The organism is Agrobacterium vitis, assembly GCF_014926405.1.
GTDB classification, from domain to species: Bacteria; Pseudomonadota; Alphaproteobacteria; order Rhizobiales; family Rhizobiaceae; genus Allorhizobium; species Allorhizobium vitis_H.
In genome coordinates, this window is record NZ_JACXXJ020000005.1 from 3,176,584 (window position 1) to 3,202,500 (window position 25,917).

Here is a 25,917-nt window from a genome sequence, read left to right on the forward strand (position 1 = left end):
TAAACACCCGAGGCGGGATGATTTTTCACAAATCGTGCCGCTCAACCAAAAAATCTTTCTTTACTCATCAAAGCCCATCTTTTCCCAGACGATTTCCATACCTTCTTTGAGCGCGCGGTGGGCAGTCGCAACGGAAATTTCGAGACGCGACGCTATCTCCTGAAGGGTCATACCATCGAAGCGATACAACTCGACCACCATGCGTATGATCGGGGAAAGCTCGCTTATCGCCTGGGCGGCGATTCTTGCCTTCTCGATCACGATCACTTGTCGTTCAGGCGGATCAACGGCCTGATATCTCGCCCACCACGGATAGTCCTGCTGGTCGATTTTTTGATGAACGATGTGGTGGCGATGGCGGTTGTGTGCCAGATTACGAACAATGGTGAACAGAAATGCTCTGGTAATCTGGTAATCGCGCTCCTGCCGGGAAAGGCAGATCGTAAAGGCTTCCTGCACGATATCTTCCGCTACATCACGGCTGCCGGTAAGTCTTGCGGCATAGTCGATCAACGACTTTCGCTGCGCGACATAGAGAGATTGCCAATCCTCATATTGCTGATGATCCATGAAACGGCCAACTGATACGACGCATCACCATCTTGCGAATTCCAGTCTTATGCGCGGAAGCGAAGAATGTGAATTTGGAGAAAACATACGACAGAAACTTAAAGTAGAGGCTATCTATCAAGTTTGTGACGGGAGATCACCTGTTTTGTTTTCCCTCTCATCTCTATGTTGAAACTTGAGCGAACATTTCTCAGAGCGGTGTTCTAGCTGGTTAATTTGACCGGAAACGCAACGGTCAGCACGCGCAATACGTGAGAACGAGCAGAACGCACCAATCACTGCCCGCCTCACGCAAGTGCCTAGGACATGCTCGACATTATCGGCCAGTCCACATTCCCGGTTCACAAACCGATCCCCCTCTTGCGCCCGAAAGACCAATCGACACCGCCGCCGTTTTGGGCAATGCCATTGATCTGACGGCCCAGATGCGGTTCGACCGAAGGCGTCCAGGGTACGAGCTGGAAATCCAGACCGTCATCGATCATGGCGAAGCGACCGGAAGCCAGTGTCAAACGCTGGCGATAGACGCCCGAAACATGCTCGCCTGCTTCGCTTCTCTGCCATGACAGGCCGCTATCGCTGGACAGGTTTCCGGCGACACGTTCGAGTTCCCTTCCGCGCAGGGTCGCAAGAAGGTTGCGCCGGAAGGCAACGCCTTCATAGTCACGGCTTGCCAGCCCTTCCTCAATGAGGAGGTCCGTGCGGGCCTCCAGCGCAGCCTTCACCTCGCCGCCGAAACCGCCATCGGCCAGTTCGGCGACGGCATTGCCGACAAGCTGGCGATCGAGCCACGTCGCACCATCGGAGTGTATCTGGCTTTCTATCGACAGGTCGGAGCGGACGGCCAGGGCCATGCGACGGCGACCGCTGCGATCCTCATAGGAACGCAGTTCGACAATCGAGCCGGGGGCGCTATCGCTGGCCGCGTCGAGATCGGGCAGGCGCACATGATGGGTGCGGCCGTCCACGCCGTCGATCACGGCATAGGCAGAACCGGCAAGCTCGTCGTCCAGCCCGCGCGCAACCAGCCGGCCGACAATCTTTTCGGTCGCCTCCCCGACCAAAACATAATCTGAGGCGGCGCGGTCGATCCCGCTTTCGGTCAGTCCGCGGTGGATACGCTTAATGATGTCGCCGCGCTCGCCCAGCTCACGCAAGGTAGCTTCCGCCTTGTCATCGATGATCCATTGGCCCTCGCCGGCCGGATGGGCGAGGCCGAGCTTTTCCAGCTTGCGGAGACGGCCGACCTTCAGCGCATGAAACTCGTCCGGCCGGAGATCCGGATCGGGCCGCAAATCAATGACACCGTTCTCCATGGAAGACTGCCGGACAAGCGCCCGATCGAGCTGCGTCCAGCGCTCGGTTTCGATCTGGCGTTCGACGGTCCTGCGAACATCAAGCTCGGTGCGGATTCCGAGTTCCTGGGTGAGAATGTCACCCGCACGGCTGCGCATTCCCTCTCGGATATAATCGCGGTCGATGACCAGATTTTCTCCGTCGTCGGCAACGCCGCGCACGAGGATATGCAGATGAGGATGCTCGGTGTTCCAGTGGTCAACCGCCACCCATTCAAGGCGAGAACAGAGATCCTTTTCCATCTCGGCCATAAGGTCACGGGCGAAGGTCTTGAGGTCGCCCAGTTCTATCGCGTCATCCGGCGACACGATGAAGCGGAAATGATGCCGGTCGTCGCCGCATCGCTCAGCGAAGTCGCGGCCGTTCGCGTCGTCATGATCAGCGTCGAACAGCCGGCCGGCCTCACCGTCCCTAGCTACGCCCTCGCGGCGGAGATAGGCGACATGACCGGCCAGGGAGCGGGCGCCTTTCGTGTTGCGCACGACGCGAGCCTTGATGACGACGCCACGAGAACGATTGTTAAGAAAGCGGTTGGCGGCAAGCGTCGCCGCCCTGCCCCGGCCCACACTTCGGCGCGGACCTTTGGATGCGGCCGCGCTGGCCGAGTGTCGCGGCGACGGTTCGCCGGCGCGATGGGACGCGGCGAGCACCTGCGAGATGAAAGGCTTGGCCCGCTGGCTGCTGCGGGAACGGATTCGCCCCGGACGGACCCGAAAATCATCGTCCTTGGCCATTTACGCCCTCAAACCCTGCAAGAATTGAGCAAAAACAGATAGTTGTGAGATGCAGAAGGGTGCCAGGCGGGCAACACCCTGCAAGTCGGGAAATAAGCAATTGAAATCACGATAAAATCCGCAACCCGACCGCCCGCACCCTGCCGCCTTTATCCTGCCTTCCCTTTCCCGCTGGCCTATCTGCCCCGCCCTGCCCTGAATCGTGGATCTCATGGACGTGCCTCCTGCCCCTGAGAGCTACGCACGAACAGGCCATCGGAAGGAGGCGCAAGCGCCGAAAGATCGGTGATCGTGCTGACATCGGGCGATTGATCAGAGGAAAGATCATCCGCCATCCGCTTGTCGCCGACAGGAACCGTCAAGCGTGCGACAAAGAGCGGCGCGACGGACCATTCTGAGCGCGCCGGACGATCCGCCATGCGATAAGCAACGGCAGCATGTTCGTCGATCAACGGCACGATCTTCGCCATGTAGGCGATCGTCTCGGTGGGCAATGGACCGCCAGTGACAAGATGCTTTTCGTAGCGGCCGGGACCGGCATTATAGGCGGCGAGGAAACCGGGCGAACCGTAGAGATCATGCAGTTCCGCGAGATAGGCGCTGCCGGCGAGAATGTTGTCGCGAGGATTATAAGGATCGTCGCCAAGGCCGTATTTGGCGCGCAGTTCCGTCCATGTGGCGGGCATGATCTGCATCAGGCCCATCGCGCCTTTCGGCGAGATGGCGTGCGGATCATGATCGCTCTCGGCGCGCATGACAGCGCGTATCCAGCGTTCGGGAATGGTGAAGCGCTTCGCCGCTTCCATGATATGCTCGGCCCACGGATCGGACGATGCGGTAGCCACGACAGAACGTGCCGCCGGTTGATCGTTCGTCAGGGGATCGGCCATTGCCACGCATGGTGGCATGACGATCATGGTTGCTGCGATCAGCAGCGCCATGAGCATCGGAACGGCGGCGTAAGGTCCGCCGTCCCGATTGCCTATCAGCCTGCCATCGTGCTCGCTTCGGCCAAGGGCAAGGCTTCGCCGCCGGCCAACATTTTCCGGACGGGCATCGTCGCAAGACGTGTCTGTTCTCCGGAAAACAGGCCGTCGCCCTTGACCGCCGCTGCGCGCGACGGCCGCCCGGTGGGCGATCGGGTCGAGGGGAGTGATCGGCGTTCGATCGATCAAGGGGAGTGAGCCTGAAGACTCGCGAGAAGGATGGCACCGCATGACAGTCACGCCTGTTCGTCGCGCCGCGTCTTGCGGGTCCAGTGAAGATTCCAGACGTCCTTCTTGGTATCGGACTCGAACATGCGGGCGCGGATCGGTTCGACAAAGGAAGGATCGTCTATGGTGACGGAGAGATACGCACCGGCGCGCTCGCCGGTTCGATCCCAAGCCGCTCCGACTTCGAGGCCATCGGCGAAGATGCGATGGTTCGGAGCGTTCTCGGCGTCCGTCTCATCGATGGGAAGGATGGTCACTTCGGCATCGAGGGTAAGCGTTCGGATGCGGCCGAAAAAGCCGTCAGTGTTGCGGGTGAAGGTGCCTATCTGGGTCATCGGAATTCCCTTTCGTTGCTGGAGAAAACAAGCCGTCACGGCTCGTCAGAAACCGGCTCTACGGCCGGAAAGAATTCGTCGATCGTCCAGAGCGGGATTGCCCTGCCGACGACGGTTGTGAGGGGAAGCGGCCCGAAATAGCGGCTGTCGAAGCTGTCGGGGCTGTTCCAGTTCATCAAGAAGGCTTCGCCGGCGCGGAGCGTCCGGCAACCTTGCCAGATGGGCAGCGGACGGCCTTGGCGGTCGCGCTCGCGGGCCTGCCCGTAGGTCATGTCGTAGGCAGTGATCTCTGCGCCGCTTCGGCAGACAGTAGTTCCGGAAAGCGCCAGCACGCGCTTCAGGAGCGGCAGTCCCTTCGGCAGATAGCGGCGCTCATCGAGAAAGCCGGCCAGATCGTCGGGCGGCATGACGGCGGCCAGATCGGTGACGTCGAGCTGGTCGCCCTCTGACACATCCAGCGGAACGATCCGGTAGAGACCGATCGGCACGCTGGCGGACGCATTCCAGATGACTCGAATGGCGGGCGGATTCCAGACAGGCACGGCGATCAGCACCGCACCGGCCAGCATTGCGAGGAGCGTCATACTGCGTCCGGTCATGGCTGAAAGTTCCGACGCAGAAGCCAGGCACGATGACGCTCACGGCTATAGGCGCTGAACGGCTGGTTGACGATGAGACGGTTGTTGACGTGCCGCCAGTAATCCGGCGCGGCGTCGGCGGGGTCGATGTCGAGCGCTTCTATCGTGTCGATAGTGTTCAGCACCTTCTCGACCTTCGGCCAGCCATGAGTGCGAAGAAGGATTTCGCCGCCGGGATTGACCAGAGGTACGGTCTGGTAGTTCTCGCCCGGTGCGACGGCGCGCAGAATGTCGATGCGGGAAACGACCGTGCCGTAATCGTTCGCTGCCCATCTGACGAAGGCGAAGATGGTGCCGGGATCGAAACTGACGACGCGGCGGTGACGGTCGATGCGCTGTTCCTCAGCGATCCGGCCGAAATGAATGCGCTGTTCGATGTGGTTCTCACGCCATGTCAGATTGACCAGCGTTCGATGAGAGGAAGGGCCTGCCTTCATCGGCCTATCCTCCCGGCAACAACCGCCGTAAGTGTACCTCTGACATCCTCTTCGCTCCGAAGCAGGACGGAAAAACGTTCCAGGATTAAAGGAACGTGAGTCCACGATTTGGGGACATTCAGTGGCCCTTCCACAACGGGATTTTTAGCTGGCTGCGTTAAGAAGAATCCGAAGGATTCTATGTTAGGAATGTTAGGGGCGCGGATTGCCCAAGGAATCCGGGTGGTTAAATCCGGTTTTGGTCCCTGATAGTACGGGTTTCCGGTCCCCGATAGTACGGGCTTTGCGGTCCCTGATAGTACGGGTCTGTCCACAGGCTGCTCACAATCTGATCGGACGGCGGCGCGACAGGCGCAGCGCGGCTTTCATTGGATCGGTTGGCGTCGGTTGAAAGGTCAGGCGGATACGTCCGTCCGGATCTGTGACAAGCGCCAGCCGGTAGCCGGGAAGCGGCTGGCGCTGGACGATGGCACGCAGATCGTAGGCGAAATGTTTGAGCGGCGAGAGTGAGCCGGACTTGAGATGCAGGTGTTCGAGATCGAAGCTCCACCCCCATGTCTGGCGGCCGCCATGCTTGCGCACGAGACGGTAAAGCCAGCGCTCGAGGCCGCCGGTCAGATCGAAATAGGCACGGTCGATGGTGAGGATCAGGGCGTCGTCGATGACGCCGGCATAGAACCAGTCCGCCAGGATGAGTTCGATGCCGAGCGGCCGACCGGCCGCGTCCAGATGTTCCTTCCATTCGGCGATCCACGAGAAGCGATGCCGCCTGCGCTCAACCGACTGGCGTATCGACGTGACGATAGTGGTGGATTGCAGCCGGTCGAGCGCCGCTTTCAACCGCCCGTAGTTCAGTCCGGAATCGGTACGGCCGATAAAGGAGAGGATTTCGTAAGGCGTGGCGGACATGAAGCGCGATGTTCGCAAACCCTTGTCGCGCGCCTCGACGATTTGCGAGGCCGCCCATATCAATATGTCCGCATCCCAGATCGTCGCCATTCCATGTTCGGCGGTGGCTTCGACGCGGATCGCAACGCCGCCCATGTGGAAATCGATCGGCGTCACGCGACGGGATTTGGCCAGCGAGAAGAATGGCCATGCCATGAGATCCTGCGCATCACGGGTGGCGATGTCGCCGCCGCTCGGCCGAAACAGTTCGAGTTGCTGCGAGTTGACCGGGGATTTCCGCATCCTTGCCGTTCCGGCCATGTCAGTTCTTGCCCGCATAGCGCGGGGCAAGAGCAGCGTGCCGCTTCGCAGGCCGAATGAAGTCGTCAATGGGATCGGTGGTGGACACGCGCGCGCCGATCTCGGTCCATGCGCGCAGGTCATCTATATCGTAGAGGATGCGGCCGCCGACCTTGCGGTATTTCGGGCCGGTGCCATAGGTGCGGTGCTTTTCCAGCGTCCGCTTGCAGATGCCCACGATAAAGGCGGCTTCCTTGGTAGTGAGGAATCGTTGCGGTGGGTTTTTCGGGTCAATGATCTTGTTGTCGGTCATGTGTCGGCTCCGTCTCGTTCCGATGCGGTCCCGACCTATCGGGACCTACAGAACGGACGGTGCCGGAACTGCCGACGCCAAAGGGATGTCAAAAAACAGGGGGTAGTGTTTTCCTACCCCCTGCCCGTCCTTTCGCTACCGGCGTTTGCCGCGCCGGTGCGGATAGAACAGGAGATCGTGATAGCCGCCGTGGTAGATCATGCGGTCGGCCTTGCGCAGCAATTCGCGAATGCGATGTTTCAGGGGATGGTCGCGCCAGTCTCTCGGCTCGATCGGTTCTTTCGCAAGCAACGCATTGGCGATTTCCCGATAGGACGCACCGGCCTTGCGACCATCGAATATCCGCAAGGTGAGAATGGCGAGTTGCCGACTGCGCGGCGGGAATGTGCCGTAATCGGGACCAGGCGGCCGGCCGTTCAACTGTCGCCAGAACCGTCCTGCCGCATGAAGCCGGGTTTCGAACGCCTCGTCCAGCGGCAGGACAACCGCATTGAAATGTCCTTCCCGGCGACCATTGACGACAACCAGCCGGTGCGGACGGTCTTGTCGCTCCCAGAGGACATAGAGATCATCGCCAACGGCGCGGCGGTCGGCTCCCGGCAGGCGCGAAACCGGGATAGGATCGTTCGGCCAAGGGATCTTGTTCGTCAGTGTGAGGTTGAGAACGCGGGGAAAGGCGTCGAAGGTCCAGAACGCAGTTTCCTTCACCCGATCGGTTCGGGGTGCGAAATCGAAGCCCCCACTTTGCCGCGAAAGCGTCGGTTACTTCTTCATCCGCGGAAAACGCCGCGTACTCGTTGCGGAAGCTCTCATTGCGATGCAAAAACTCGCAACCAAACCCTTCCGCATCGTGGTCGTTCATATAGGCATAGGCGGCGGCATTATTCCAATCATTCTCGGACATTCCGGACTCCTTACAACCATGGAACAAGAAAGAAGGCCGCAAGTATCGAAGAACAGGCCGCAGTGAGCCAGTCCGCAATATCGCAAACCGGCGATACGAGATTGGCAAACCTGTCGAGCAGGCGGGGTTCAGTGTGGTGCACCGCCCCGCAACAGATGCTTGTAGCCGCTTTTGGAGATCCATCGCGCCCGTGCCAGATGACTCTCCCATGACCGCCGCGCTTTTTCCGGCTCGGCTTCGGGGTCGATGTGCAGGACGATCCGGGCGACTTCCCGCCAGTCGGCATCATCTGTCGCCGCATCGAGCAGGCGCAGATAGGTAATAAGGTGAACTTCATCATAGCCGGTAAGGATATGCGAATCAGGCGCAATATCCGCAACGTCTGGGTCAAGTTCCGGTTTTTGCATCGTTGCTTCCCTGATTTACCGGCAGGAATAGGCATGGAAACGTCACGGTATTTCCAGCCTCCATGGCGAAAACGTCGATTACACAAATATCATAGCACACCCGATGACGAATAGGAACGATCGTTCCTAGAACATCAGTTTCCGCTCTGCTTCCCATCAGGCATGGATTTGAAAGAAGTCATGGCAGTAAACCTGCGTCGCATACGCCATGACAAGAACCTGACGCAAGAGCAACTGGCAGAGCGTACTAATGTGAGTATGCGCTATATCGGTTCGATTGAACGCGGAAAAGTTTCTGCGAGCGTAACCGTGCTTGGGCAGATTGCCGAGGCTCTTGGCATCGATCCGTGCGAACTGCTGCGGCGGAAGACGGTCGCTATCGATGAATGTCAAGAAGCTGATCGCAAGGCGGACGAGGGTTAAATCGTTCGACCTGAATATGGTCCGACGCGGGTAAGACAAGCTGTCAGGCAGCGCATTCGTTCCCGAAGTCTTATCACATGCCTGCACGTCTTGCCGCCGATGGCGCTCACGCTGCGGCCATCCGCGCCCCCGTTCTTTCAGAAAGCGAATCGTAACACGCGGCAGTCTGTGCAAGTATTGAGGTTTGGCGTAATAGTTATGCTTCAGGAATTTTCCGGAACGGACAGTCCTATGGCTATCGTATCTGAAAACATCACAATTCACCGTGACGGCGCAGGGCATGCCAACGAGGTCAAACCTTTGATCGAAGCGCTACAGGATGTCGCGAAATCCCGTTCCACGCGCGATTTTTATCGTGCGGTGGAAGCCGGCGGCGTGCGCTGCTTCCTGCGCGTGCCGCTGACAAGTGACGTACAGGCCGTCGACTCCGCAGCACTCGGCCGCGTCATGCGCAAGGTTTTGCGGAAAGCCGTGGAAGCTGCCGGTTCCGGAGATCAGATTGTTGTCGATTTCCTGCCCGATCCGGATGGCGGTCTTCGCATCGCGGCCGGACCGGCCACAGAAATGGGCGATTGGAGCCTGCCCCGCTGAAAGTGTTTCAGTAAGGCTGGCTATTTCGAAGGGCACACTCTGCTCGATCCGGCATGGATGATATTCGGGATGATGGCATCGTCTGTGGATGGTTTTTGCGAGCCGGGCGCAGCCCGGCGAGCAGAGGCCGTGTCCATGAGACGCGGCCGCGCCGCCGATACGGGCCACGTATCGGCGGCAATTTCGGGAAACCTGAACGCCTGCAAGGCGGAAAACCGTAGAGCCGGTATCCCGGCTCCACGGCGGCACTATCAACCCGCCTTGATACGCTGCATGCCTTCCGCCAGCGTCCACAGCGCCCGGTTGAGGGTCACGTTCTGTTCGATGCCATTGATGGCGCGGGTCTGGCTACGCCGAATGCGGCCTTCGGCATTGCGCCTGCTGCCGTGCAGCCCGCCTTTCGTGAGGTGTTCTTGCAGGGTGTTGAATGTTCTCCAGAGGCTGCTGCCTGCATCCTCGCGGCGGCGTGGTTCGATGATCTGCTCTGGGCGCAATGGGCTTTCCTCCTCTCCATAGCGCGCGACAAGGCTCGCCTCGGCCAGAACGCGGCGCTCGTCCTGCGAAAGCTGCGTTTCCTTCATTGTCTCGGTGGCGTCGATGAGGCGCGGGAAGTCTTCCGCCACGGTATAGACGCCTTCGATAATGTCATGCTGGATATTGCCCTTGTGCGGGACGCGGACTTCCTCGAAGCACTCTCCGGCAATCATGCTGTTGGTGCAAACAAAGCGGATCATGCCTGAGAAAAGCTGAAACGCCGAGGTCCCGTCATGGGAATTGACGATGACGACTTCCGCCGCCTCCGGCTTGCCGATGCCGCCGTCGCGGCGCAAACGCAGCATGTGCTTGGCGTGGCCGTGGCGGTCATCGTTGCGCGGAACGGCCTGCACGGCGAAGAACGGAAACCATCCTTCCCGGCGCAACCCCTCCACGATCTCGATGGTAGGGACATAAACATAACGCTCCGAGCGGCTGTCATGCGCTTCGCGAGCGAATATGGACGGAACGTGCCGATACAGCGCCTCGTTGTCGAGGGCTTCGCGCCCGCTGATCTGATGGCTGTTGCGACCGAACCGTGTGGCGAGATGATAATTCATGATCCTTGCTCCTTTTCTTTCCCTTAAACGCCGAAGGCATGTCCCTCGACATGCCTTCCGGGGGCGCGAGAGCGCGCGGGGATGGAGGGGACAAGCGCCGGCGAGCATGGCCGGCCTGCCAAGGTGAGCGGGATGGGTTGAGATGACCGAAAGCATGAGGATCGTCGGCCGTCCTGCGAACCGGCGGGCCTGCCAGTGCGCAGGCGGCGCTTGAGGGGAGAAGGGGAAAAGTTTCCCTTGGCTTCCCCTTATGATCGGCAAGGCTCGGCCGCAGCCGATCGTGACAGACCGGAGCGAAGCTCGCCGTGTTCCTTGACGGTAGCGGGCATGAGCATGGTTAAGCCTCGCTTTCGCGAGGCTTAACCAGTGGCCCTGTTTCAGTTGGCGGCGCGGCGGCGCGACCAGATCAGCGCCAGTTCCTCGTTGTCCGTCTCGACCAGGCTTGCGTAGATCGGGGCGGGGAATGAGGGATCGTCCAGCTTCACCGAGAGGTAGGAATTGCCCTGCGTGGACTGCTTCCTCCATGCTGCTCCGAACTCGGTGCCAGCAGCGACGACGCGGAAGTCGGGACCGTTTTCGGTTTCGCCCTCGGTGGGGACAAACTTCACCGCCTTGACGTTGAGGTTGAGGGTCTTGACCGAACCGGCATAGCCTGCGCCGTCCTGCGTCCGGGAAAATGTGCCAATCGTAGCCATCACTTGTTTTCCTTCTGCTAATCGGACCGCGCCTATCGCGATCCCGATGATGGTCGATTGACCGGGGACGATCGGCCTGCACCCACCGGGGTCCCCATTGCGCCTGCGCAATGGGGTGGTCCTTAGGGCCGGAATGAAATGGAGGGCGGCCGGCGGCAGCTTTTTTGTTTCGCGGTGCAAAGCCGAAGGCGGCGGAAAAAAGCTGGTGGTGGGCGTTGCGGGATTGAGATCGAGGCGACGCTCGCGTCGCCGGTCTTCGGTCAGACCAGATCAATCGGGTTTGCGGTAGGTGCGGTCTGGTCGGCGGAAAGACAGGAAAGCAAGTGACGGCTGCGATTGGTCGGGGCATTTTCATGGACGCAGGACGTCGCAGGCTATGCCGGCTTCCATACGCGCAGCTCCCTCAACGTCAAGGCGGTGAAGTTTCTTCACGAACGCTGTGAGGCGAAAAAGAAAACGGGCCGAACTTTCGCCATCGCTGTTTGCTGGAGACGCCCGATTGGAGCGGCATGGAAGGAGCCTGCCTATCCGGCGCGGGCAATCCCTGCCTCTCGGTGAAGCTGGACAATTGCTTGTTCTGCGCTTCGGGCGCCTCCATGCAGGCATGGCCGAGGCGGACAACGAGGAACTGGCGCTGATCTGGTTCATGTTGCTGTGCCATAAACTGAACAGGCCATCTGCCTGGTCTCGTGGGAGCGCAGGCTTCTCCGGGAGAAGTGCCCGCCGCCGCCATCCCTTCTTGCGTCAGGGATGAACGCCCGAAGGGTGAAGACCGCTTCAGCGGGCTTCAGCGCAGCCGACAGCCCGGCCCGCAGGGCGACGCCCATATCATTCCTGCCGGGGAGACACCGAGCCCAATCTATGATTTCGATGATCTCGTATTTCTTGACGAATGCACCCACCCCGCCATTGAGCAATGGCAAGTACCGTCTTAGGAAAGCAGCACCTCCCTCTCCTCTCGTGACCGCGCCATTCGCTGACGGGCTTCTGCGAGGATTTCAGGACGGACGCGGGCTGGTAATCCTGCATCGAAAGGTGGCGCTGGCGCGTATTCCAACGAGAGCTGGATTATTTCAGCTTCGTTCCGCCCCATCAATTCCGCCACGACCGAAAGCCCGAAATCGATCCCGGACGTAACACCGCCAGCGGTTATCAGGTTGCCGTCACGAACGACCCGCTTTTCCACCGCAATCGCTCCGAACCGCTGCAGAAGATCCATCGCGTTCCAGTGTGTGGCCGCCCGCTTGCCATCGAGCAACCCGGCTTGGCCGAGCACCAGTGAGCCGGTGCAGACCGAAGTGACGAAGCGCGCTGTTTTCGCCTGAGCGCGGACAAAGTCCAGCGTTTCCTCGTCTGTCAAAAGCGGGTTCACGCCACCCCCGCCCGGAACACAGATAAGATCATATTCTGGCGCGTCTTCGTAGGTCGCGTTGGGCGTGAGCCACAGTCCGGTCGAAGCGCGAACCGGCTCGGCGGACTTCCAGACAAGATCCACCTGCGTATTCCGAGCAGAAGCGAATACTTCGTAAGGGCCTGTCAGATCGAGTTGCTGAACACCCGGAAAGCAAAGGATACCGAAGCGAAAGGACATCATTTTCTCCTGTCTTGACGCAGCAATCATGGCAGTAAATGGTATGGCCTGAATGCCAATAGTCCCTCATTTCAGGCCAATTCCCGATGTTACGTAAGATCGAGATTCTAGTTTTTCCCGATGCGCAAGTTCTCGATGCAACGGGTCCTGCGCAGGTGTTCGCCTCCGCAAACCAGTTGTCCCGTGCATCGACAAAAGGACCGCTCTACGAGATTGCCCTGGTTGCGGAAGAAGCTGAGGTGACCTGTAATTCCGGAATAACGCTACGTTGCCAAACCTTGTCGGCGCGCAACCCGGGACCAGATACGGCTATCGTTGCCGGTGGCAGTGGCGTAAACGCCGCGTGCAGCAGGCCGGCGCTGATCGAATGGGTTCAGGACCGCGCAACCAATGTTCGGCGTCTGGCGTCGGTTTGTAGCGGAGCGTTCCTGCTGGCGCAGGCCGGATTGCTCAATGGTCGCCGCGCCGTCACCCACTGGCATCGATGCGATGAATTCGCCAAACGTTTTCCAGACGTGCGCCTCGAACGCGACCCGATCTTTCTGCGGGATGACCCAATATGGACCTCGGCCGGCGTCACGGCTGGAATAGACCTGGCATTGGCGATGGTGGAAGAAGATCATGGCCGCGTCCTTGCTCTTGCCGTCGCGCGCGAGCTCGTGGTTTTTCTCAAGCGGCCCGGCGGTCAGTCTCAGTTCAGTGCGCCGCTCATGCTTCAATCCGTTGATGACAGGTTTTCGGAGCTTCATGCATGGATCTCAGCAAACTTGTCACGTCAGTTGACGTTGGAAACGTTGGCAGACCAGACAGGAATGAGCCTGCGCTCTTTTGTTCGCCATTATCGTCAGCGCACAGGACGCACACCAGCCGAGGCGGTCGAGACGATCCGTCTGGAGAGAGCACAGGGATTGCTGGAAACCGGCGCTGCGATATCGACAACCGCCCGAAAGTGCGGATTTGGCTCGCCGGAAACGATGCGGCGCGCGTTCCTCCGCAAACTGGGCGTGGGGCCGAAAGAGTGGCAGGACAGGTTCCGAAGCTGATTGCGGTTAATCAAATCTCATCGTTCGACGAAGATAAGGCTTTTCCAAAAGTTTGTAGGACAGCCATGCAATGTCATAGTCGGATGTCCGGCATAGCGGCACTTGCCATAATCTTGTGAAGATGCTGTCTCAAGCACACCCCGATTATAGACTGAGTCTGGAATACCCATATGAGCGAGCAGACATTTATCGACACTTCACACGGACGTATCGCGGTCAGCGATGTCGCGGGAGATGGCACACCACTTTTGATGCTGCACTGCAATTCCGGCTGCAAGGAAATGTTCGTGTTCCAGCAGCAGGCGCTTGCCGGAACACGCCGGCTGGTGTCACTCGACCTGCCCGGGCATGGTGCCTCATCCGATGCACTCGACCCCTCCCGCACCTATTGCTTTGGCGGCTATGCGGAAGTGATCGCGGAAGTCCTCACAAAACTCGGCATCGATAAGGTCGCTATTCTCGGCCATTCGCTCGGAGGGCATATTGCACTAGACCTCGTGGCGAAACTGGACGATGTCTCAGGGGTGATGATCTTCGGAACGCCACCTATTCCGCCGGGACCTGAAGGAGCGCAACTTGGCTTCCTGCCGAATCCAGAAATGGCTTACACCGGCAATTCCACCCTGACGGACGAGCAGATCGAAGGTGTGGTCACCATGGCCCTAGGACCGAGTGCTGAACGCGATGTGTTCTACACATCCGCCGTACGCCGCACAGATGGGCGTGCGCGCCAATACATGGTGGATGCCGTAATTGCGGGAACGCAGATCGATCAACGGGAACTGGTCGCGACTTCCAACGTCCCGCTAGCGATTGTCAATGGTGCCGACGATCCAGTGATAAACCTTGATTACATCGACTCGCTGAAATACCGCAATCTATGGACACACCGCCCGTTGCGTCTCGCTGATGCCGGTCACGGTCCTCACTGGCAGCAGCATTCTATTTTCAACGAAATGCTGCGCAGTTTCCTCAACTCGCTCGACTGACCAATCGGCGGCGACGGCCATACTCGCATGGGCTAACATGCTGTCTCGAATCACGAGGAGGATAATTATGACCATCAGTACAAACGATCTGGCAGACAGTCTTGCCGCGGCACATCAGCTGACCAAAACTCAGGCCAAGGCAATTGTCGAAGACGTCCTGAAAGGCATTTCGCAGGCTGCCGCCAAAGGAGAAGAGGTTTCGCTTAACGGTTTCGGTAAATTCAAGGTTCAGGACAAGCCTGCGCGCGACGGCCGCAATCCCTCGACCGGCGAGACGATCAAGATCGCCGCATCCAAAAAACTCGTATTCCAGCCCGCCAAGGCGCTGAAAGAAGCCATCAACGGCTGACGGTCAGGATTACTGGGCGGTGCCGCGTCAATGGCGCGGCACTTGTAATGCCAAGATTGCGGATACTGCAAACTCTTCTTGCCGGAATGTCCGAAGGAAACTGCGTGTCAATTTACGGCCCTTCACGCAAGCGCGCCAGCGCCGACAGGCCGACGAATGCGCCGCCGATGAGCGAGAAGATTTTCCGCCAGACTTCGGACGGAACCGCCTCGCGGGCGAAACCATGCACAAGGGCGAAGCCTGCAATAGCGGCCGGAACCGCGAATATCAGGGCAATGGCGAGACGCAATCCCGGCGAGCGCAGCGTGGCATAGAGATAGGCAAGGAAGCCGTAGGAGGCCGCGCCCGCGAACAGGCCGACGATGCCAGCGCCGATATAACCGGCTCCAGTGGCGAAGGCGAAGCGGGTTGTCATGACGGCGAAGAAAAACGGTACGGCATAGGTCGCCAGCATATAAGCGAGTGCGCACATGGCGATGACCATCACGACAGACAATGTAATCAGCACGATCATTTTCGGTCTCCCCGCGTCTCTGTACAATAGGCCGCTCCGGCGCATCGCGGTCCGACGCGCCGGAACAGTGTTTCAGATAACAATCCTTCCGGCGTGGTTTGCGATGTCGGCATATCGGCTGAGGCGATATTCGGGCCTGAAATACAGGTCGCGCTCAACCGGCAGGCCAAGCCCGCCACGCACTTCCTCGATCTCGGACAGCATGACATACCAAGTTCGGGACTGCCAAAGCCAAGGTCACACAAGCCGAACAGCCGCAAATCGCCGTCAGGTTCCTCGTATCCTTCGGTAATGAGCCATGTCGCGGAACCGTTCGGCGTGAACAGCTTCACGACAGGGCGCGGGTCGAAATTTTCTCTTTCCTCGCTGGCTCGGCCATTGGCGATCAGCACGGCGCGCAAATTATCGGGGATCAGGCTTTCGGTTCGGGGAAATCGCCGTGTCATGACGCCATTTCCTCCGGTGCGGCCCATCGCGCTGCATCCTCGTTAAGCTGGCAACGGTCACGGAAGGCGGCGATAGCAGCTTCCTGCCGTTCCAGCTTGCAGGTGAGCGCGTCGATTTCGCCACGCGGCTGGAAGCGGAGTTGCGCGGCGTTTTCCTGATAATCGCGTTCGTCGGCGCGGGTCCATGTCGATTTCATGCGGCCATACTGGCGGGTTTTAAGGCTGGTGGTGACGGTCATGCGCTCGGCGCGCTTCTCGATCTGTCGCCTGATGATTTCGATGTGTCGGCGGGTTTTATCCCGCGTTCTGATCATGCGGGCCAGCATTGCCCGCTGCTCGGCATAGATGTTCATTGTCGTGGTCCCTGCGATCCGTCGAGGTTCCCGGCTGCGTCGAAATCGGCGCGGCCGGAACGATCCTCGGAGCAATGGGGAAAGAGGCCGGAACCGCGTGGGCGGCTCCGGCCATGCGGTTCACTCGGCGGCTTCGTAGAAGGCCGCGCCGTCTTCGACGTCTTCCATATCCGGGGCGATTTCCTCCGGCTCCGGCGCATCAGGGTCCGGCACGTCAACCAAGGTGGGCGCTTCCTCCGGCTCGGCAAACTCTGCCTCGTCGATTGCCACGATTTCCTCCGCGTCGGGACCGAAAGGCTCCGATGCTTCCGGTTCCGGCATGGCAGGCTCCGCTGCATCCGCCGCAATGTCTTCCGGCTCTATGGTTTCGGGGGCGTCCGCAACGGTTTCGGCTTCCGCCTCTGCCTCGGCCTGCTGCGGCTCGTCCAGCCATGCTGGCGGCTCGGTGCGCAGAAGCGGCGGCAGCCATCCGCTTCCGGCAAGAAGCTGCTCGGCCTTTTCCGCCATTTCCTGCTTCTTCTTGTCCTTGATGCGCTCGGCGGCTCCGTATCCTACCCCCACCACGACAGCCTCAAGGATATGCGCCTTGGTCACACGGCCAAGATAGGAACGCACGGTGGGCGTCCAATGCTGGCTCATGTCCAGCTCAAGCGCCGTCGCCAGTTTGTCGGCGGTCGCATGGGCGCGGCGCTTGTTCTGCTCCCACGGCAACTTGAGGGCATTCACCGCGAGCGAAGCGCAATGCGCGAATAGCGCCATGACGCTTACGGGGTCGAGACCGGCGATGAAATCCCAAAGGTCCGCCACGTTATGCGGCATGTCGGAAGCCCATCCGGCGTGACGATCCGCCAGCATCTTCGCCGCCGCCATGTCCTCGATCCCGTCCGCATGTCCGCCAAGCTGAATGCTGGTTGGGCGGATTTCGAGGGCGTGAGCATTGGCGTCACGATAGAAAATCTGCGCGGCAAGCGCGTGGGTGACGGCGATCAAGGCTATTTCCGGCTGCTCACCAAGCGCAAGGCGAAGGCCAAGCGTCCGGTGAGCGGTCAGGTCGCGGGTGAGAATGTCGGAAATCGGCTGGCCCGCGTCTCCTTCCGGTTCGTCATCGACGCCGCTATCCGGGTCCGGGCTGCAACCATCCTCGATGATTTCGCCGTCCGCATTAACGCGAACGCCATCAATGACGGTTTCGGCGCTCGCGTTCTCGTCTTCCTGCGGTTCCGGCTCCGGCGCCTCGTCTTCGGCGCGGATAAAGCCGCGTTCGATACGGGCGATGCCGTCATGGTTCAACGTGACGAACACGCCGCCTCGCGCAATCTCGTCCGTCTCGTATCCCTCCCGCGTGGCGTCGATGCGCTCCATTTCCTCTTCAAGTTCCGCAAAACGCTGATCCACATCGGCGGGCAAGTCTTCTTCCGTATTCTCCCATTCTGCCGTCAGGCGATCAAATTCTTCCCTAGCGCCGGCATAGGCGGCCTCATCTTCTTCCGACAATTCGACCGCATGCGGATAGAAACGGCTCATGCCGTGGGCATGGGGGAAGTCGATAGAGGCTTCCGTCCATTTCCAACCTTCCGCCCGAATGGCGGCGGCGATGCCTTCCAGCTTTTCGAGAACAAGCCGGTCAAGCAATGCGGGATCATCGTAATAGCCGCCGCGATCTTCGGTAAACAGGTCACGGATGATGGCGCCACCCGCTTGAGTGTAGGCTTCCGCGCCGACGAAGACAGCGCGCCGCTCCGTGGCCGGTACATTGCTCGCGGTCAGGTCGCGGCGGATGATCCGTGCTTCCCTGTTATAGTGCAGGTTCTCGAAAACTTCCTCCTGCCGCGCGTGGTCGTCGGTGATGGCGAACGCCTGCAACTGCTCAAGGTTCAAACCGCCTTCGCGATAAACTTGCATCATCTTCGGGCTGACCGCGCCGAGCTTGAGGCGCTGCCTCACCACATGCTCACTCACGCCGAAGCGGACGGCGATATCCGCCGCGCTCCATCCGCGATCCTGCGAAAGTTGGAGGAAAGCTTCGACCATATCGGCATTCGAGAGGTCCGAACGCGTCACGTTTTCGTCAAGGCTGATCTCGAACGGGTCGTTCGCCATGTCTATGACGCAACGGATCGGCTCGGTCTTCCTGATTTCCTTGCGCTTCGCCCGCAACATCTGCGCCAGCCTGCGGCCTTCGCCGATAGTGACGAAATAGAAACCGGTCGGCTTGCCGTCCACGTCAAGTTCCGGCTCCACCACGAGGTTCTGCAGGATACCCTTGGCGGCGATGCTTGCCGCATAGGTCTCCACTGTTTCCTCGCTATGAGGGGTCTTCCTCGCGTTTCGGGGTGATCGCTTGAGCTTGTTGAGGGGAATGAAGATTTCCGTGCCGGTCGCGGCTTCCGCTACGGGTTCCGCCGTCACAACGGTTTCCGGCTCCGGTGCGGGCAATGCCGCCACCAAATCCGCCACCACTTCCCCAACGCTGCGGATTTCCGCATCCGCCGCCGCATTCTCGACCGTCGCAACAGTGACGGCCTTCGTCTTCTTCGCTGTCCTTGCCATTGTTCCAATCCTTTTCTCCGTTAATGCCGGAGGCATGTCCCCGACATGCCTCCCGGGGGGGCGCGAGCCCGCGGGGATGGGAGGGGGCAAGTGCCGGCGAGCATGGCCGGGCTGCGCGGCCAAGCGGGACGGATCGGAAGAAATGAAGCTGATGGTGATTGTGCGCCGTCCTGAGAAGCGGGCGGCCCTGCCATGCGCAGGCGGTGCTTGAGGGGAGAAAGGGGTTAAGACCCCTTGGCTTCCCCTCACGATCGGCAAGGCTTCAGCCGCAGCCGATCAGGACAAGGCGCGCGAAGCGCTCCTTACTCTGTCGAGACGGACGGAGCCGGCTGGCTTCCGCCTTCGGACGCTGTTGAAACCATCCTTTTTGTAGGTCGGAGTATCCTCTTTGCCGCACAGCGCGGCCGACGCTATTTTCTTTCACGCTGGGACGAGTCTCGATGGTTCTGCCAACACTCCGGTACGAGCCAGGGACCCCATGAAACCACAGCGCGAAAGCATCAGGATCGACGTCCTTCCTCCGTCCGACACGTCAGAAGAGGAAGCGGTTCGGATGCGGATAGCCGATGAGGCAGTCATGGCCCTCGCCCGACTGATCGGCCGGCAAATGGCACGCGAGCAGTTTCAAAAGAAAATGGCGTTGGAGCGGCGCTCGAATAATGCCAGAAAGCGGACCATAGAGTCGTGAGCGATTGCTTATCCTAATCCCGGTACAGGTATAGCTTGCCGGGATATTTTTACATCAGCATTGATCCCGCATCGGGATCGTGATAGGGTTGCTTCATGAGGATCATTGCCCGTCGCACCTTGCGGGAATTCATCGAAAGCCTCGCAGGACATAAGGATCAATCCGCCGTCAAAGCGGCGCTCGATGCCTGGTTCGATGAAGTCAGCAAGGCGGAGTGGGCAAATTCCGCCGATGTGAAGAAGCTCTATGCCACGGCCAGCATCGTCAGCGCAGAGCGGATCGTATTCAACATCAAGGGTAATGATTATCGCCTTGTCGTGTCGGTCGACTTCGAGAAAACTATCGTCTGGATCAAATGGATCGGCACCCACAAGGCATATGACAAGATCGATGTAACGGAGGTGAAGTATGGCGACTGATCTCAAGCCCATCCGCACCGAAGCGGATTACGAGGCCGCCCTTGAAGAGGTCGAACGCCTTTGGGGTGCAAAGAGCGGTACGCCGGACGGTGATCGGCTTGATGTGCTGGCGACGCTGATCGAGGTTTATGAAGCGAAGCATTATCCGATGGACCCGCCGGACCCGATCGAAGCGATCAAGTTCCGGATGGAGCAGCAGGGATTGAGCCGCAAGGATCTCGAACCGATTTTCGGTACACGGAACCGCACATCGGAAATCCTCAATCGCAGACGCGGCCTGTCGATCGAGATGATCCGCCAGTTACATGATCGCCTTGGAATATCGGCCGAAGTGTTGATCCGGCCAAGCCGCCTGGAAAAGGCAGCTTGACGCGAAAGGACAGCGAATGACCCGCGTTGCGATCTACGCCCGCTATTCCTCAGACAATCAGAATGAAGCCTCGATCGAGGATCAATTCCGTATTTGCCGTGATCAGGCGAAACGAGAGGGCTGGAAGGTCGTCGGCTGCTATAAGGATGCGGCGATTTCCGGTTCCACCGTGATCCTGCGGCCCGGCATCCAGATGCTCCTGCAGGACGCGCAAGCCGGCCAGTTCGACATGGTGCTGGCCGAAGCGCTGGACCGCATCAGCCGCGACCAGGCCGATACCGCCAACCTGTTCAAGCATCTCAAATTTGCCGGCGTGCCGATCGTCACGTTGGCGGAAGGCGAGATTTCCGAACTGCATGTCGGCCTCAAGGGGACGATGAACGCTCTCTTCCTCAAGGATCTGGCCGACAAGACGCGGCGCGGCCTGCGCGGCCGGGTCGAGGATGGCAAGTCAGGTGGCGGTCTGTGCTACGGTTACAGGGTCGTGAAGCAATTGAATGGCAAGGGCGAACTCGTTCGCGGCGACCGGGAGATCGATGAACGACAGGCCGAGGTGGTTCGACGCATCCTCCGCGACTTTGCCGCCGGGATCGGGCCGCGGGCGATTGCCAGAACGCTGAATGAGGAAGGCATTCCCGGTCCCGATGGCAAGCTGTGGAACGATACGACGATCCGGGGCCACGCCAGCCGCGGAACTGGCATCCTCAATAACGAGCTTTATATCGGCAAGCTGATCTGGAACCGGCTCCGCTACGTCAAGAACCCATCGACAGGCAAACGTGTTTCACGCCAGAACCCGGAAAGCGAATGGATCGTCACCGAGGTTCCACACCTGCGCATTGTCGATGACGAACTCTGGCAAGCCGTTCGGACACGGCAGGGTGAGATTTCGGAAAAATATGTGAATGTGACGGAGGCGGTGCGCGAGCATCATAAAAAGAACCGCCTGAACGGCACGCGCCGGCCAAAGTCGCTGCTTTCGGGCCTGATCTATTGCGGCTGCTGCGGCGGCCCCTACTCCCTGCGCGGGGCGGACCGCTTCGCCTGCTCGAACCATATCAGCAACGGCTCTTGCACGAACAGCCGCACGATCCCGCGCGAGGAACTAGAGGACCGTGTGCTTGCGGGCCTCAAGGACCGGATGATGGCGCCGGAGGTGGCGGCCGGGGCGATGCGGGCCTATGCCGAAGAGATGAACCGACGGAACCGGGAACGGCGCTCCAGTGCCGATACATGGAAAGCGGAACTCGCCAAAGTCGAGAAGGACATTCGCGGCATTATCGAAGCCATCAAGGCCGGCATGTTCCAGCCAAGCATGAAAGCGGAGATGGATGCTCTGGAAGCTCGGAAAGCAGACTTGACGACACTCCTGACCGACGTTCCTGAAGACATTCCGGACCTTCTGCCGAGCGCCTCGGCAATCTATGCAAAGAAGGTCGCAAAACTGACGGAAGCGCTGAACGAGCCGGAAGAACGTACGCAGGCTGCCGAGGCTTTGCGGATGCTGATCGAGAAGATCGTTCTGACGCCGGGACCGAACCGGGGCGAGATCGATGCGCTTTTGTATGGGGAATTGGGGACGATCCTGAACTGGGTAGAGCGTCAGGTCGTTGGGAATGCTGCAAAAAAGAAAACTCCCGGAGCTAGACTCACGGGAGTGTCGTTATCAGTGGTTGCGGGGGCAGGATTTGAACCTGCGGCCTTCAGGTTATGAGCCTGACGAGCTACCGGGCTGCTCCACCCCGCGTTATATATTGTTATGCGTTAACGGAATAAGGGTCGCTTGAGCGACCCTTTATGTTTTCGGCGGGGCCGATGTTTGTGAGAGAAGATGATTGATTTGAGTATGAACATTGCGCTTAGCAGACCTGGCAGCGACCTACTCTCCCGCGTCTTAAGACGAAGTACCATTGGCGCAGGGGCGTTTCACGGCCGTGTTCGGAATGGGAACGGGTGCGGCCGCCCCGCCATGACCACCAGGTCAGCTAAGGGCAATGTTGATGCTTTGCATCAACATTGTTCCCTTTTCTTTGGCAAACCCATCTTCTTCGCTTGCGCTCAGAAGGGTGCCAAAGCGTTGATACGGAACCGTATTGATGCTTTGCATAATTGAGAAGCTGGTGGGCGTTGCCCGTTTTCTTATTGTGTGAACACGTCTTTTTTGTTTCCGTGGCCGTGACGAGCTCCGCTCGCAAGGCCAAGGGCCGTCGCACCTGATGGTGCGGGCCGTCCGCAGCGAAGGCTCAAAGAGCCGACAGCGTCAGGACAAAACAGATGGCATCATCAAAGCCGAAGGCTTTGATGAGCATGGTCAATGAGAACGATTAAGCCAATCGAGCTATTAGTAACGGTAAGCTTCGCAGGTTACCCTGCTTCCACACCCGTCCTATCAACGTGGTCGTCTTCCACGGCTCTGATAGGGAATACTCGTTTTCAGGTTGGTTTCCCGCTTAGATGCCTTCAGCGGTTATCCATTCCATATATAGCTACCCTGCTATGCCGTTGGCACGACAACAGGTCCACCAGAGATATGTCCATCCCGGTCCTCTCGTACTAGGGACAGATCCTGTCAATATTCCTACACCCACGGCAGATAGGGACCGAACTGTCTCACGACGTTCTGAACCCAGCTCACGTACCGCTTTAATTGGCGAACAGCCAAACCCTTGGGACCTGCTCCAGCCCCAGGATGCGATGAGCCGACATCGAGGTGCCAAACAACCCCGTCGATATGGACTCTTGGGGGTCATCAGCCTGTTATCCCCGGCGTACCTTTTATCCGTTGAGCGATGGCCCTTCCACGCGGGACCACCGGATCACTATGACCGACTTTCGTCTCTGCTCGACTTGTCAGTCTCGCAGTCAGGCGGGCTTATGCCATTGCACTCGACGACCGATTTCCGACCGGTCTGAGCCCACCATCGCGCGCCTCCGTTACTCTTTCGGAGGCGACCGCCCCAGTCAAACTACCCACCATACACTGTCCCGGATCCGGATAACGGACCGCGGTTAGACATCCATGACGATAAGGGTGGTATTTCAAGGATGGCTCCACTCGAACTGGCGTCCAAGCTTCAAAGCCTACCACCTATCCTACACATGCCGACACGAATGCCAGTGTAAAGCTATAGTAAAGGTGCACGGGGTCTTTCCGTCTGACCGCAGGAACCCCGCATCTTCACGGGGAATTCAATTTCACTGAGTCTATGTTGGAGACAGCGGGGAAGTCGTTACGCCATTCGTGCAGGTCGGAACTTACCCGACAAGGAATTTCGCTACCTTAGGACCGTTATAGTTACGGCCGCCGTTTACTGGGGCTTCAATTCAAAGCTTGCACCTCTCCTTTTAACCTTCCAGCACCGGGCAGGCGTCAGACCCTATACGTCGTCTTGCGACTTCGCAGAGCCCTGTGTTTTTGATAAACAGTCGCTACCCCCTGGTCTGTGCCACCCCTCTCCACTTGCGTAAAAAGGGGTCACGCTTCTTCCGAAGTTACGCGTGCAATTTGCCGAGTTCCTTCAACATAGTTCTCTCAAGCGCCTTGGTATACTCTACCTGACCACCTGTGTCGGTTTCGGGTACGGTCTATACGGTGGAGCTATTTCCTGGAACCACTCCACTGCACAATCAATCCAGTAAGACTGTACAATTTGTGTGATCCGTCACTACCACCAGGCCCACGAATATTAACGTGGTTCCCATCGACTACGCATTTCTGCCTCGCCTTAGGGGCCGGCTAACCCTGCTCAGATTAACTTTAAGCAGGAACCCTTGGTCTTTCGGCGAGGGGGTCTCTCACCCCCTTTATCGTTACTCATGTCAACATTCGCACTTCCGATACCTCCAGGATGTCTCACGACTGTCCCTTCACAGGCTTACGGAACGCTCCGCTACCACGTGCATTACTGCACATCCTCAGCTTCGGTGCATGGCTTTAGCCCCGTTACATTTTCGGCGCAAAGACCCTTATTTAGACCAGTGAGCTGTTACGCTTTCTTTAAATGATGGCTGCTTCTAAGCCAACATCCTGGTTGTTTTGGGATCCTCACATCCTTTCCCACTTAGCCATGACTTGGGGACCTTAGCTGGAGGTCAGGGTTGTTGCCCTCTTCACGACGGACGTTAGCACCCGCCGTGTGTCTGCCGATTAGTACTCTCAGGTATTCGGAGTTTGGTTAGGATCAGTAAGACGGTGAGTCCCCATAGCCCATCCAGTGCTCTACCCCCTGAGGTATTCGATCGACGCACTACCTAAATAGTTTTCGCGGAGAACCAGCTATTTCCGAGTTTGATTGGCCTTTCACCCCTAACCACAAGTCATCCCAATCTATTGCAACAGATGCGGGTTCGGTCCTCCAGTTGGTGTTACCCAACCTTCAACCTGCTCATGGCTAGATCACTCGGTTTCGGGTCTAATGCAACTAACTCAATCGCGCTATTAACACTCGCTTTCGCTGCGCCTACACCTACCGGCTTAAGCTTGCTAGTTACACTAAGTCGTTGACCCATTATACAAAAGGTACGCAGTCAGGCTTTCGCCCTCCTACTGTTTGTAGGCATCCGGTTTCAGGTTCTATTTCACTCCCCTTGTCGGGGTGCTTTTCACCTTTCCCTCACGGTACTTGTTCGCTATCGGTCATGCACGAGTACTTAGGCTTGGAGAGTGGTCTCCCCATGTTCGAACAGGATTTCACGTGTCCCGCCCTACTCTAGGACAATGAGTGTTCTACGCGTACGGGGCTGTCACCCACTATGGCCAAGCTTTCCAACTTGTTCCGCTTTATTCCTCATTGCCACTGGCCTGGTCCGCGTTCGCTCGCCACTACTTGCGGAGTCTCGGTTGATGTCCTTTCCTTCGGGTACTTAGATGTTTCAGTTCCCCGAGTTCGCTTCTTACCCCTATGTATTCAGGATAAGATACCTTATTAACAATGCTTGGAAACCTGACACGTCCCAACCCCTTCAGAGACCGCAGAACCCACGCTGCATCAGCAGCGACGGCCCTTGGCCTTGCGAAGCCAAACGGCTTCGAGCCTTTTCCCTCGATCACTCGAAGTCAAAAGGCTGGTCAAGACAGTTCAGATTTCCCAAGCATTTAAGGTGGGTTTCCCCATTCGGAAATCCATGGATCAAAGCTTATTCGCAGCTCCCCACGGCTTATCGCAGCGTATCACGTCCTTCATCGCCTGTGCATGCCAAGGCATCCACCAAATGCCCTTATTCCACTTAATCGTTCTCATTGCCAATGCTCATCATCTCGCTGTCGCCTCCAAAGGAAACGAGCAACAGGCCGGGTTACCTTTTACAACCCAACCAAACCAATGATGCCATCGACGTGTTCGATAGATCTGCTTTATTGGAGCTACGCCGAGCAGCTCACTTGCAGTCTATCTTAAGACCAGCTTCTCGAGATCAAATCCGGTACCGCGCGGTCAGGCAACGGTAATCCGATCGTTTGTCAGACAACACCGAAGTGTCGAACAACGCACGATCCAGAGTGACAAGCTTCCTTCCTACCTCCAATCCTTCACCAAAATCAGGTCGGCTAGACCATCCTAGGGATCATCAGGAAAGGGCTCGGACATCGCAAGGTTTCCCTCACAATACCTGGAAGCCTCCAGATCAATCTTCTCTTCACAATGTACCAGAACAGACAGAACTCAATCGAGCGCTGTAAACTTTATTTTTTCTTCAGAAGACAAAATT

The 25,917-nt window shown here is 58.6% G+C and carries 27 protein-coding genes, 1 tRNA gene, 2 rRNA genes and 2 pseudogenes; 10 read left to right on the forward strand and 22 right to left on the reverse strand.

Annotation, left to right across the window (positions count from 1 at the left end):
- Positions 1-60: 60 nt before the first annotated feature.
- From IEI95_RS26135 to IEI95_RS26180, 11 genes and pseudogenes are all read right to left on the reverse strand, one after another.
- Positions 61-570 (reverse strand): sigma-70 family RNA polymerase sigma factor, encoded by a 510-nt coding sequence (locus tag IEI95_RS26135; protein WP_156538708.1) that lies wholly within the window; start codon positions 568-570, stop codon positions 61-63.
- Positions 571-911: 341 nt separating this feature from the next.
- Entirely contained in the window at positions 912-2,660 is a 1,749-nt protein-coding gene (locus IEI95_RS26140) for a VirD2 family relaxase/mobilization nuclease (protein ID WP_156538709.1), read from the reverse strand.
- Between the two features lie 209 nt (positions 2,661-2,869).
- Positions 2,870-3,835 (reverse strand): lytic transglycosylase domain-containing protein, encoded by a 966-nt coding sequence (locus IEI95_RS26145; RefSeq protein ID WP_197435807.1) that lies wholly within the window; start codon positions 3,833-3,835, stop codon positions 2,870-2,872.
- A 47-nt stretch (positions 3,836-3,882) separates the two neighbouring features.
- Positions 3,883-4,209 (reverse strand): DUF736 domain-containing protein, encoded by a 327-nt coding sequence (locus IEI95_RS26150; RefSeq protein WP_194417190.1) that lies wholly within the window; start codon positions 4,207-4,209, stop codon positions 3,883-3,885.
- A 35-nt stretch (positions 4,210-4,244) separates the two neighbouring features.
- A complete protein-coding gene (locus tag IEI95_RS26155) occupies positions 4,245-4,808 on the reverse strand; it encodes a S26 family signal peptidase (protein WP_194417191.1) in 564 nt (187 codons plus the stop codon).
- A complete protein-coding gene (locus IEI95_RS26160) occupies positions 4,805-5,284 on the reverse strand; it encodes a DUF2840 domain-containing protein (RefSeq protein WP_194417192.1) in 480 nt (159 codons plus the stop codon). Before IEI95_RS26160 ends, IEI95_RS26155 begins: the two co-directional genes overlap by 4 nt.
- 321 nt (positions 5,285-5,605) lie before the next feature.
- Positions 5,606-6,475: a replication initiator protein A gene (locus IEI95_RS26165; RefSeq protein ID WP_156592289.1), complete on the reverse strand. Its 870-nt coding sequence runs from the start codon at positions 6,473-6,475 to the stop codon at positions 5,606-5,608.
- A 19-nt stretch (positions 6,476-6,494) separates the two neighbouring features.
- The gene (locus IEI95_RS26170) at positions 6,495-6,785 is read right to left on the reverse strand and encodes a helix-turn-helix transcriptional regulator (protein WP_156592288.1); all 291 of its coding nucleotides are present in this window, start codon (positions 6,783-6,785) and stop codon (positions 6,495-6,497) included.
- Positions 6,786-6,920: 135 nt separating this feature from the next.
- A complete protein-coding gene (locus IEI95_RS26175; protein ID WP_194417193.1) occupies positions 6,921-7,493 on the reverse strand; it encodes a DUF2285 domain-containing protein in 573 nt (190 codons plus the stop codon).
- A gap of 28 nt (positions 7,494-7,521) precedes the next feature.
- Positions 7,522-7,899, reverse strand: a pseudogene (locus IEI95_RS29840) (transcriptional regulator domain-containing protein); the annotation flags it as partial.
- The gene (locus tag IEI95_RS26180) at positions 7,818-8,096 is read right to left on the reverse strand and encodes a DNA -binding domain-containing protein (protein WP_194417194.1); all 279 of its coding nucleotides are present in this window, start codon (positions 8,094-8,096) and stop codon (positions 7,818-7,820) included. The gene IEI95_RS26180 and the pseudogene IEI95_RS29840, both read right to left, overlap by 82 nt.
- 162 nt (positions 8,097-8,258) lie before the next feature.
- Between IEI95_RS26180 and relB the strand changes: the two genes are divergently transcribed.
- Both relB and IEI95_RS26190 read left to right on the forward strand, forming a co-directional pair.
- The gene (relB, locus tag IEI95_RS26185) at positions 8,259-8,519 is read left to right on the forward strand and encodes a type II toxin-antitoxin system RelB family anti-toxin (RefSeq protein ID WP_156592285.1); all 261 of its coding nucleotides are present in this window, start codon (positions 8,259-8,261) and stop codon (positions 8,517-8,519) included.
- A gap of 231 nt (positions 8,520-8,750) precedes the next feature.
- On the forward strand, positions 8,751-9,110 hold the full coding sequence (locus tag IEI95_RS26190; protein ID WP_194417195.1) for a hypothetical protein: 360 nt from the start codon (positions 8,751-8,753) through the stop codon (positions 9,108-9,110).
- 251 nt (positions 9,111-9,361) lie between these two features.
- Here IEI95_RS26190 and IEI95_RS26195 read toward each other — a convergent pair whose 3' ends face one another.
- The 3 genes from IEI95_RS26195 to IEI95_RS26205 form a co-directional block, all read right to left on the reverse strand.
- On the reverse strand, positions 9,362-10,204 hold the full coding sequence (locus IEI95_RS26195) for a DUF932 domain-containing protein (protein ID WP_194417196.1): 843 nt from the start codon (positions 10,202-10,204) through the stop codon (positions 9,362-9,364).
- A gap of 377 nt (positions 10,205-10,581) precedes the next feature.
- A complete protein-coding gene (locus IEI95_RS26200; protein ID WP_194417197.1) occupies positions 10,582-10,899 on the reverse strand; it encodes a DUF736 domain-containing protein in 318 nt (105 codons plus the stop codon).
- A gap of 931 nt (positions 10,900-11,830) precedes the next feature.
- Positions 11,831-12,490 carry a DJ-1/PfpI family protein gene (locus tag IEI95_RS26205; RefSeq protein ID WP_156538749.1) on the reverse strand — a complete coding sequence of 220 codons (660 nt, stop codon included), beginning with the start codon at positions 12,488-12,490 and terminating at the stop codon, positions 11,831-11,833.
- 86 nt (positions 12,491-12,576) lie between these two features.
- Between IEI95_RS26205 and IEI95_RS26210 the strand changes: the two genes are divergently transcribed.
- The 3 genes from IEI95_RS26210 to IEI95_RS26220 all read left to right on the forward strand — a co-directional run bounded on the left by IEI95_RS26210 (position 12,577) and on the right by IEI95_RS26220 (position 14,871).
- The gene (locus IEI95_RS26210; protein ID WP_156538748.1) at positions 12,577-13,533 is read left to right on the forward strand and encodes a GlxA family transcriptional regulator; all 957 of its coding nucleotides are present in this window, start codon (positions 12,577-12,579) and stop codon (positions 13,531-13,533) included.
- A 170-nt stretch (positions 13,534-13,703) separates the two neighbouring features.
- Positions 13,704-14,522 carry an alpha/beta fold hydrolase gene (locus tag IEI95_RS26215; RefSeq protein ID WP_156538747.1) on the forward strand — a complete coding sequence of 273 codons (819 nt, stop codon included), beginning with the start codon at positions 13,704-13,706 and terminating at the stop codon, positions 14,520-14,522.
- 67 nt (positions 14,523-14,589) lie between these two features.
- Positions 14,590-14,871, forward strand: a complete 282-nt coding sequence (locus tag IEI95_RS26220; protein WP_156538746.1) for an HU family DNA-binding protein — start codon at positions 14,590-14,592, stop codon at positions 14,869-14,871.
- A gap of 112 nt (positions 14,872-14,983) precedes the next feature.
- Here IEI95_RS26220 and IEI95_RS26225 read toward each other — a convergent pair whose 3' ends face one another.
- The 4 genes from IEI95_RS26225 to IEI95_RS26240 form a co-directional block, all read right to left on the reverse strand.
- Complete coding sequence (locus IEI95_RS26225) at positions 14,984-15,385, reverse strand: hypothetical protein (RefSeq protein ID WP_156538745.1); 402 nt, start codon at positions 15,383-15,385, stop codon at positions 14,984-14,986.
- Positions 15,382-15,831, reverse strand: a complete 450-nt coding sequence (locus IEI95_RS26230; RefSeq protein WP_475392904.1) for a DUF2958 domain-containing protein — start codon at positions 15,829-15,831, stop codon at positions 15,382-15,384. The genes IEI95_RS26225 and IEI95_RS26230 overlap by 4 nt, the downstream gene beginning before the upstream one ends.
- Positions 15,828-16,184: a hypothetical protein gene (locus IEI95_RS26235; protein WP_156538744.1), complete on the reverse strand. Its 357-nt coding sequence runs from the start codon at positions 16,182-16,184 to the stop codon at positions 15,828-15,830. The genes IEI95_RS26230 and IEI95_RS26235 overlap by 4 nt, the downstream gene beginning before the upstream one ends.
- Positions 16,185-16,304: 120 nt before the next feature.
- Positions 16,305-18,734: a ParB N-terminal domain-containing protein gene (locus IEI95_RS26240; RefSeq protein ID WP_194417198.1), complete on the reverse strand. Its 2,430-nt coding sequence runs from the start codon at positions 18,732-18,734 to the stop codon at positions 16,305-16,307.
- A 478-nt stretch (positions 18,735-19,212) separates the two neighbouring features.
- Between IEI95_RS26240 and IEI95_RS26245 the strand changes: the two genes are divergently transcribed.
- The 4 genes and pseudogenes from IEI95_RS26245 to IEI95_RS29535 form a co-directional block, all read left to right on the forward strand.
- Positions 19,213-19,422 carry a hypothetical protein gene (locus IEI95_RS26245; protein ID WP_194417199.1) on the forward strand — a complete coding sequence of 70 codons (210 nt, stop codon included), beginning with the start codon at positions 19,213-19,215 and terminating at the stop codon, positions 19,420-19,422.
- Between the two features lie 95 nt (positions 19,423-19,517).
- Positions 19,518-19,841, forward strand: a complete 324-nt coding sequence (locus IEI95_RS26250) for a type II toxin-antitoxin system HigB family toxin (protein ID WP_156538741.1) — start codon at positions 19,518-19,520, stop codon at positions 19,839-19,841.
- Complete coding sequence (locus IEI95_RS26255; protein ID WP_156538740.1) at positions 19,831-20,211, forward strand: transcriptional regulator; 381 nt, start codon at positions 19,831-19,833, stop codon at positions 20,209-20,211. Before IEI95_RS26250 ends, IEI95_RS26255 begins: the two co-directional genes overlap by 11 nt.
- Before the next feature lie 16 nt (positions 20,212-20,227).
- Positions 20,228-20,602, forward strand: a pseudogene (locus IEI95_RS29535) (recombinase family protein); the annotation flags it as partial.
- Between the two features lie 60 nt (positions 20,603-20,662).
- Here IEI95_RS29535 and IEI95_RS29540 read toward each other — a convergent pair.
- Positions 20,663-20,893 carry a hypothetical protein gene (locus tag IEI95_RS29540; RefSeq protein ID WP_234934269.1) on the reverse strand — a complete coding sequence of 77 codons (231 nt, stop codon included), beginning with the start codon at positions 20,891-20,893 and terminating at the stop codon, positions 20,663-20,665.
- On the opposite strand from IEI95_RS29540, the gene IEI95_RS26260 reads away from it, so the two are divergent.
- Positions 20,801-21,925 carry a recombinase family protein gene (locus tag IEI95_RS26260; protein ID WP_234934294.1) on the forward strand — a complete coding sequence of 375 codons (1,125 nt, stop codon included), beginning with the start codon at positions 20,801-20,803 and terminating at the stop codon, positions 21,923-21,925. The genes IEI95_RS29540 and IEI95_RS26260 overlap by 93 nt on opposite strands.
- On the opposite strand, the gene IEI95_RS26265 is transcribed toward IEI95_RS26260, so the two are convergent.
- The 3 genes from IEI95_RS26265 to IEI95_RS26275 all read right to left on the reverse strand — a co-directional run bounded on the left by IEI95_RS26265 (position 21,882) and on the right by IEI95_RS26275 (position 25,443).
- A tRNA-Met gene (locus IEI95_RS26265) sits at positions 21,882-21,958 on the reverse strand. The genes IEI95_RS26260 and IEI95_RS26265 overlap by 44 nt on opposite strands.
- Positions 21,959-22,077: 119 nt before the next feature.
- A 5S ribosomal RNA gene (gene rrf, locus IEI95_RS26270) occupies positions 22,078-22,192 on the reverse strand.
- A gap of 339 nt (positions 22,193-22,531) precedes the next feature.
- Positions 22,532-25,443: ribosomal RNA gene (locus IEI95_RS26275) — 23S ribosomal RNA — on the reverse strand.
- Positions 25,444-25,917: the final 474 nt, after the last annotated feature.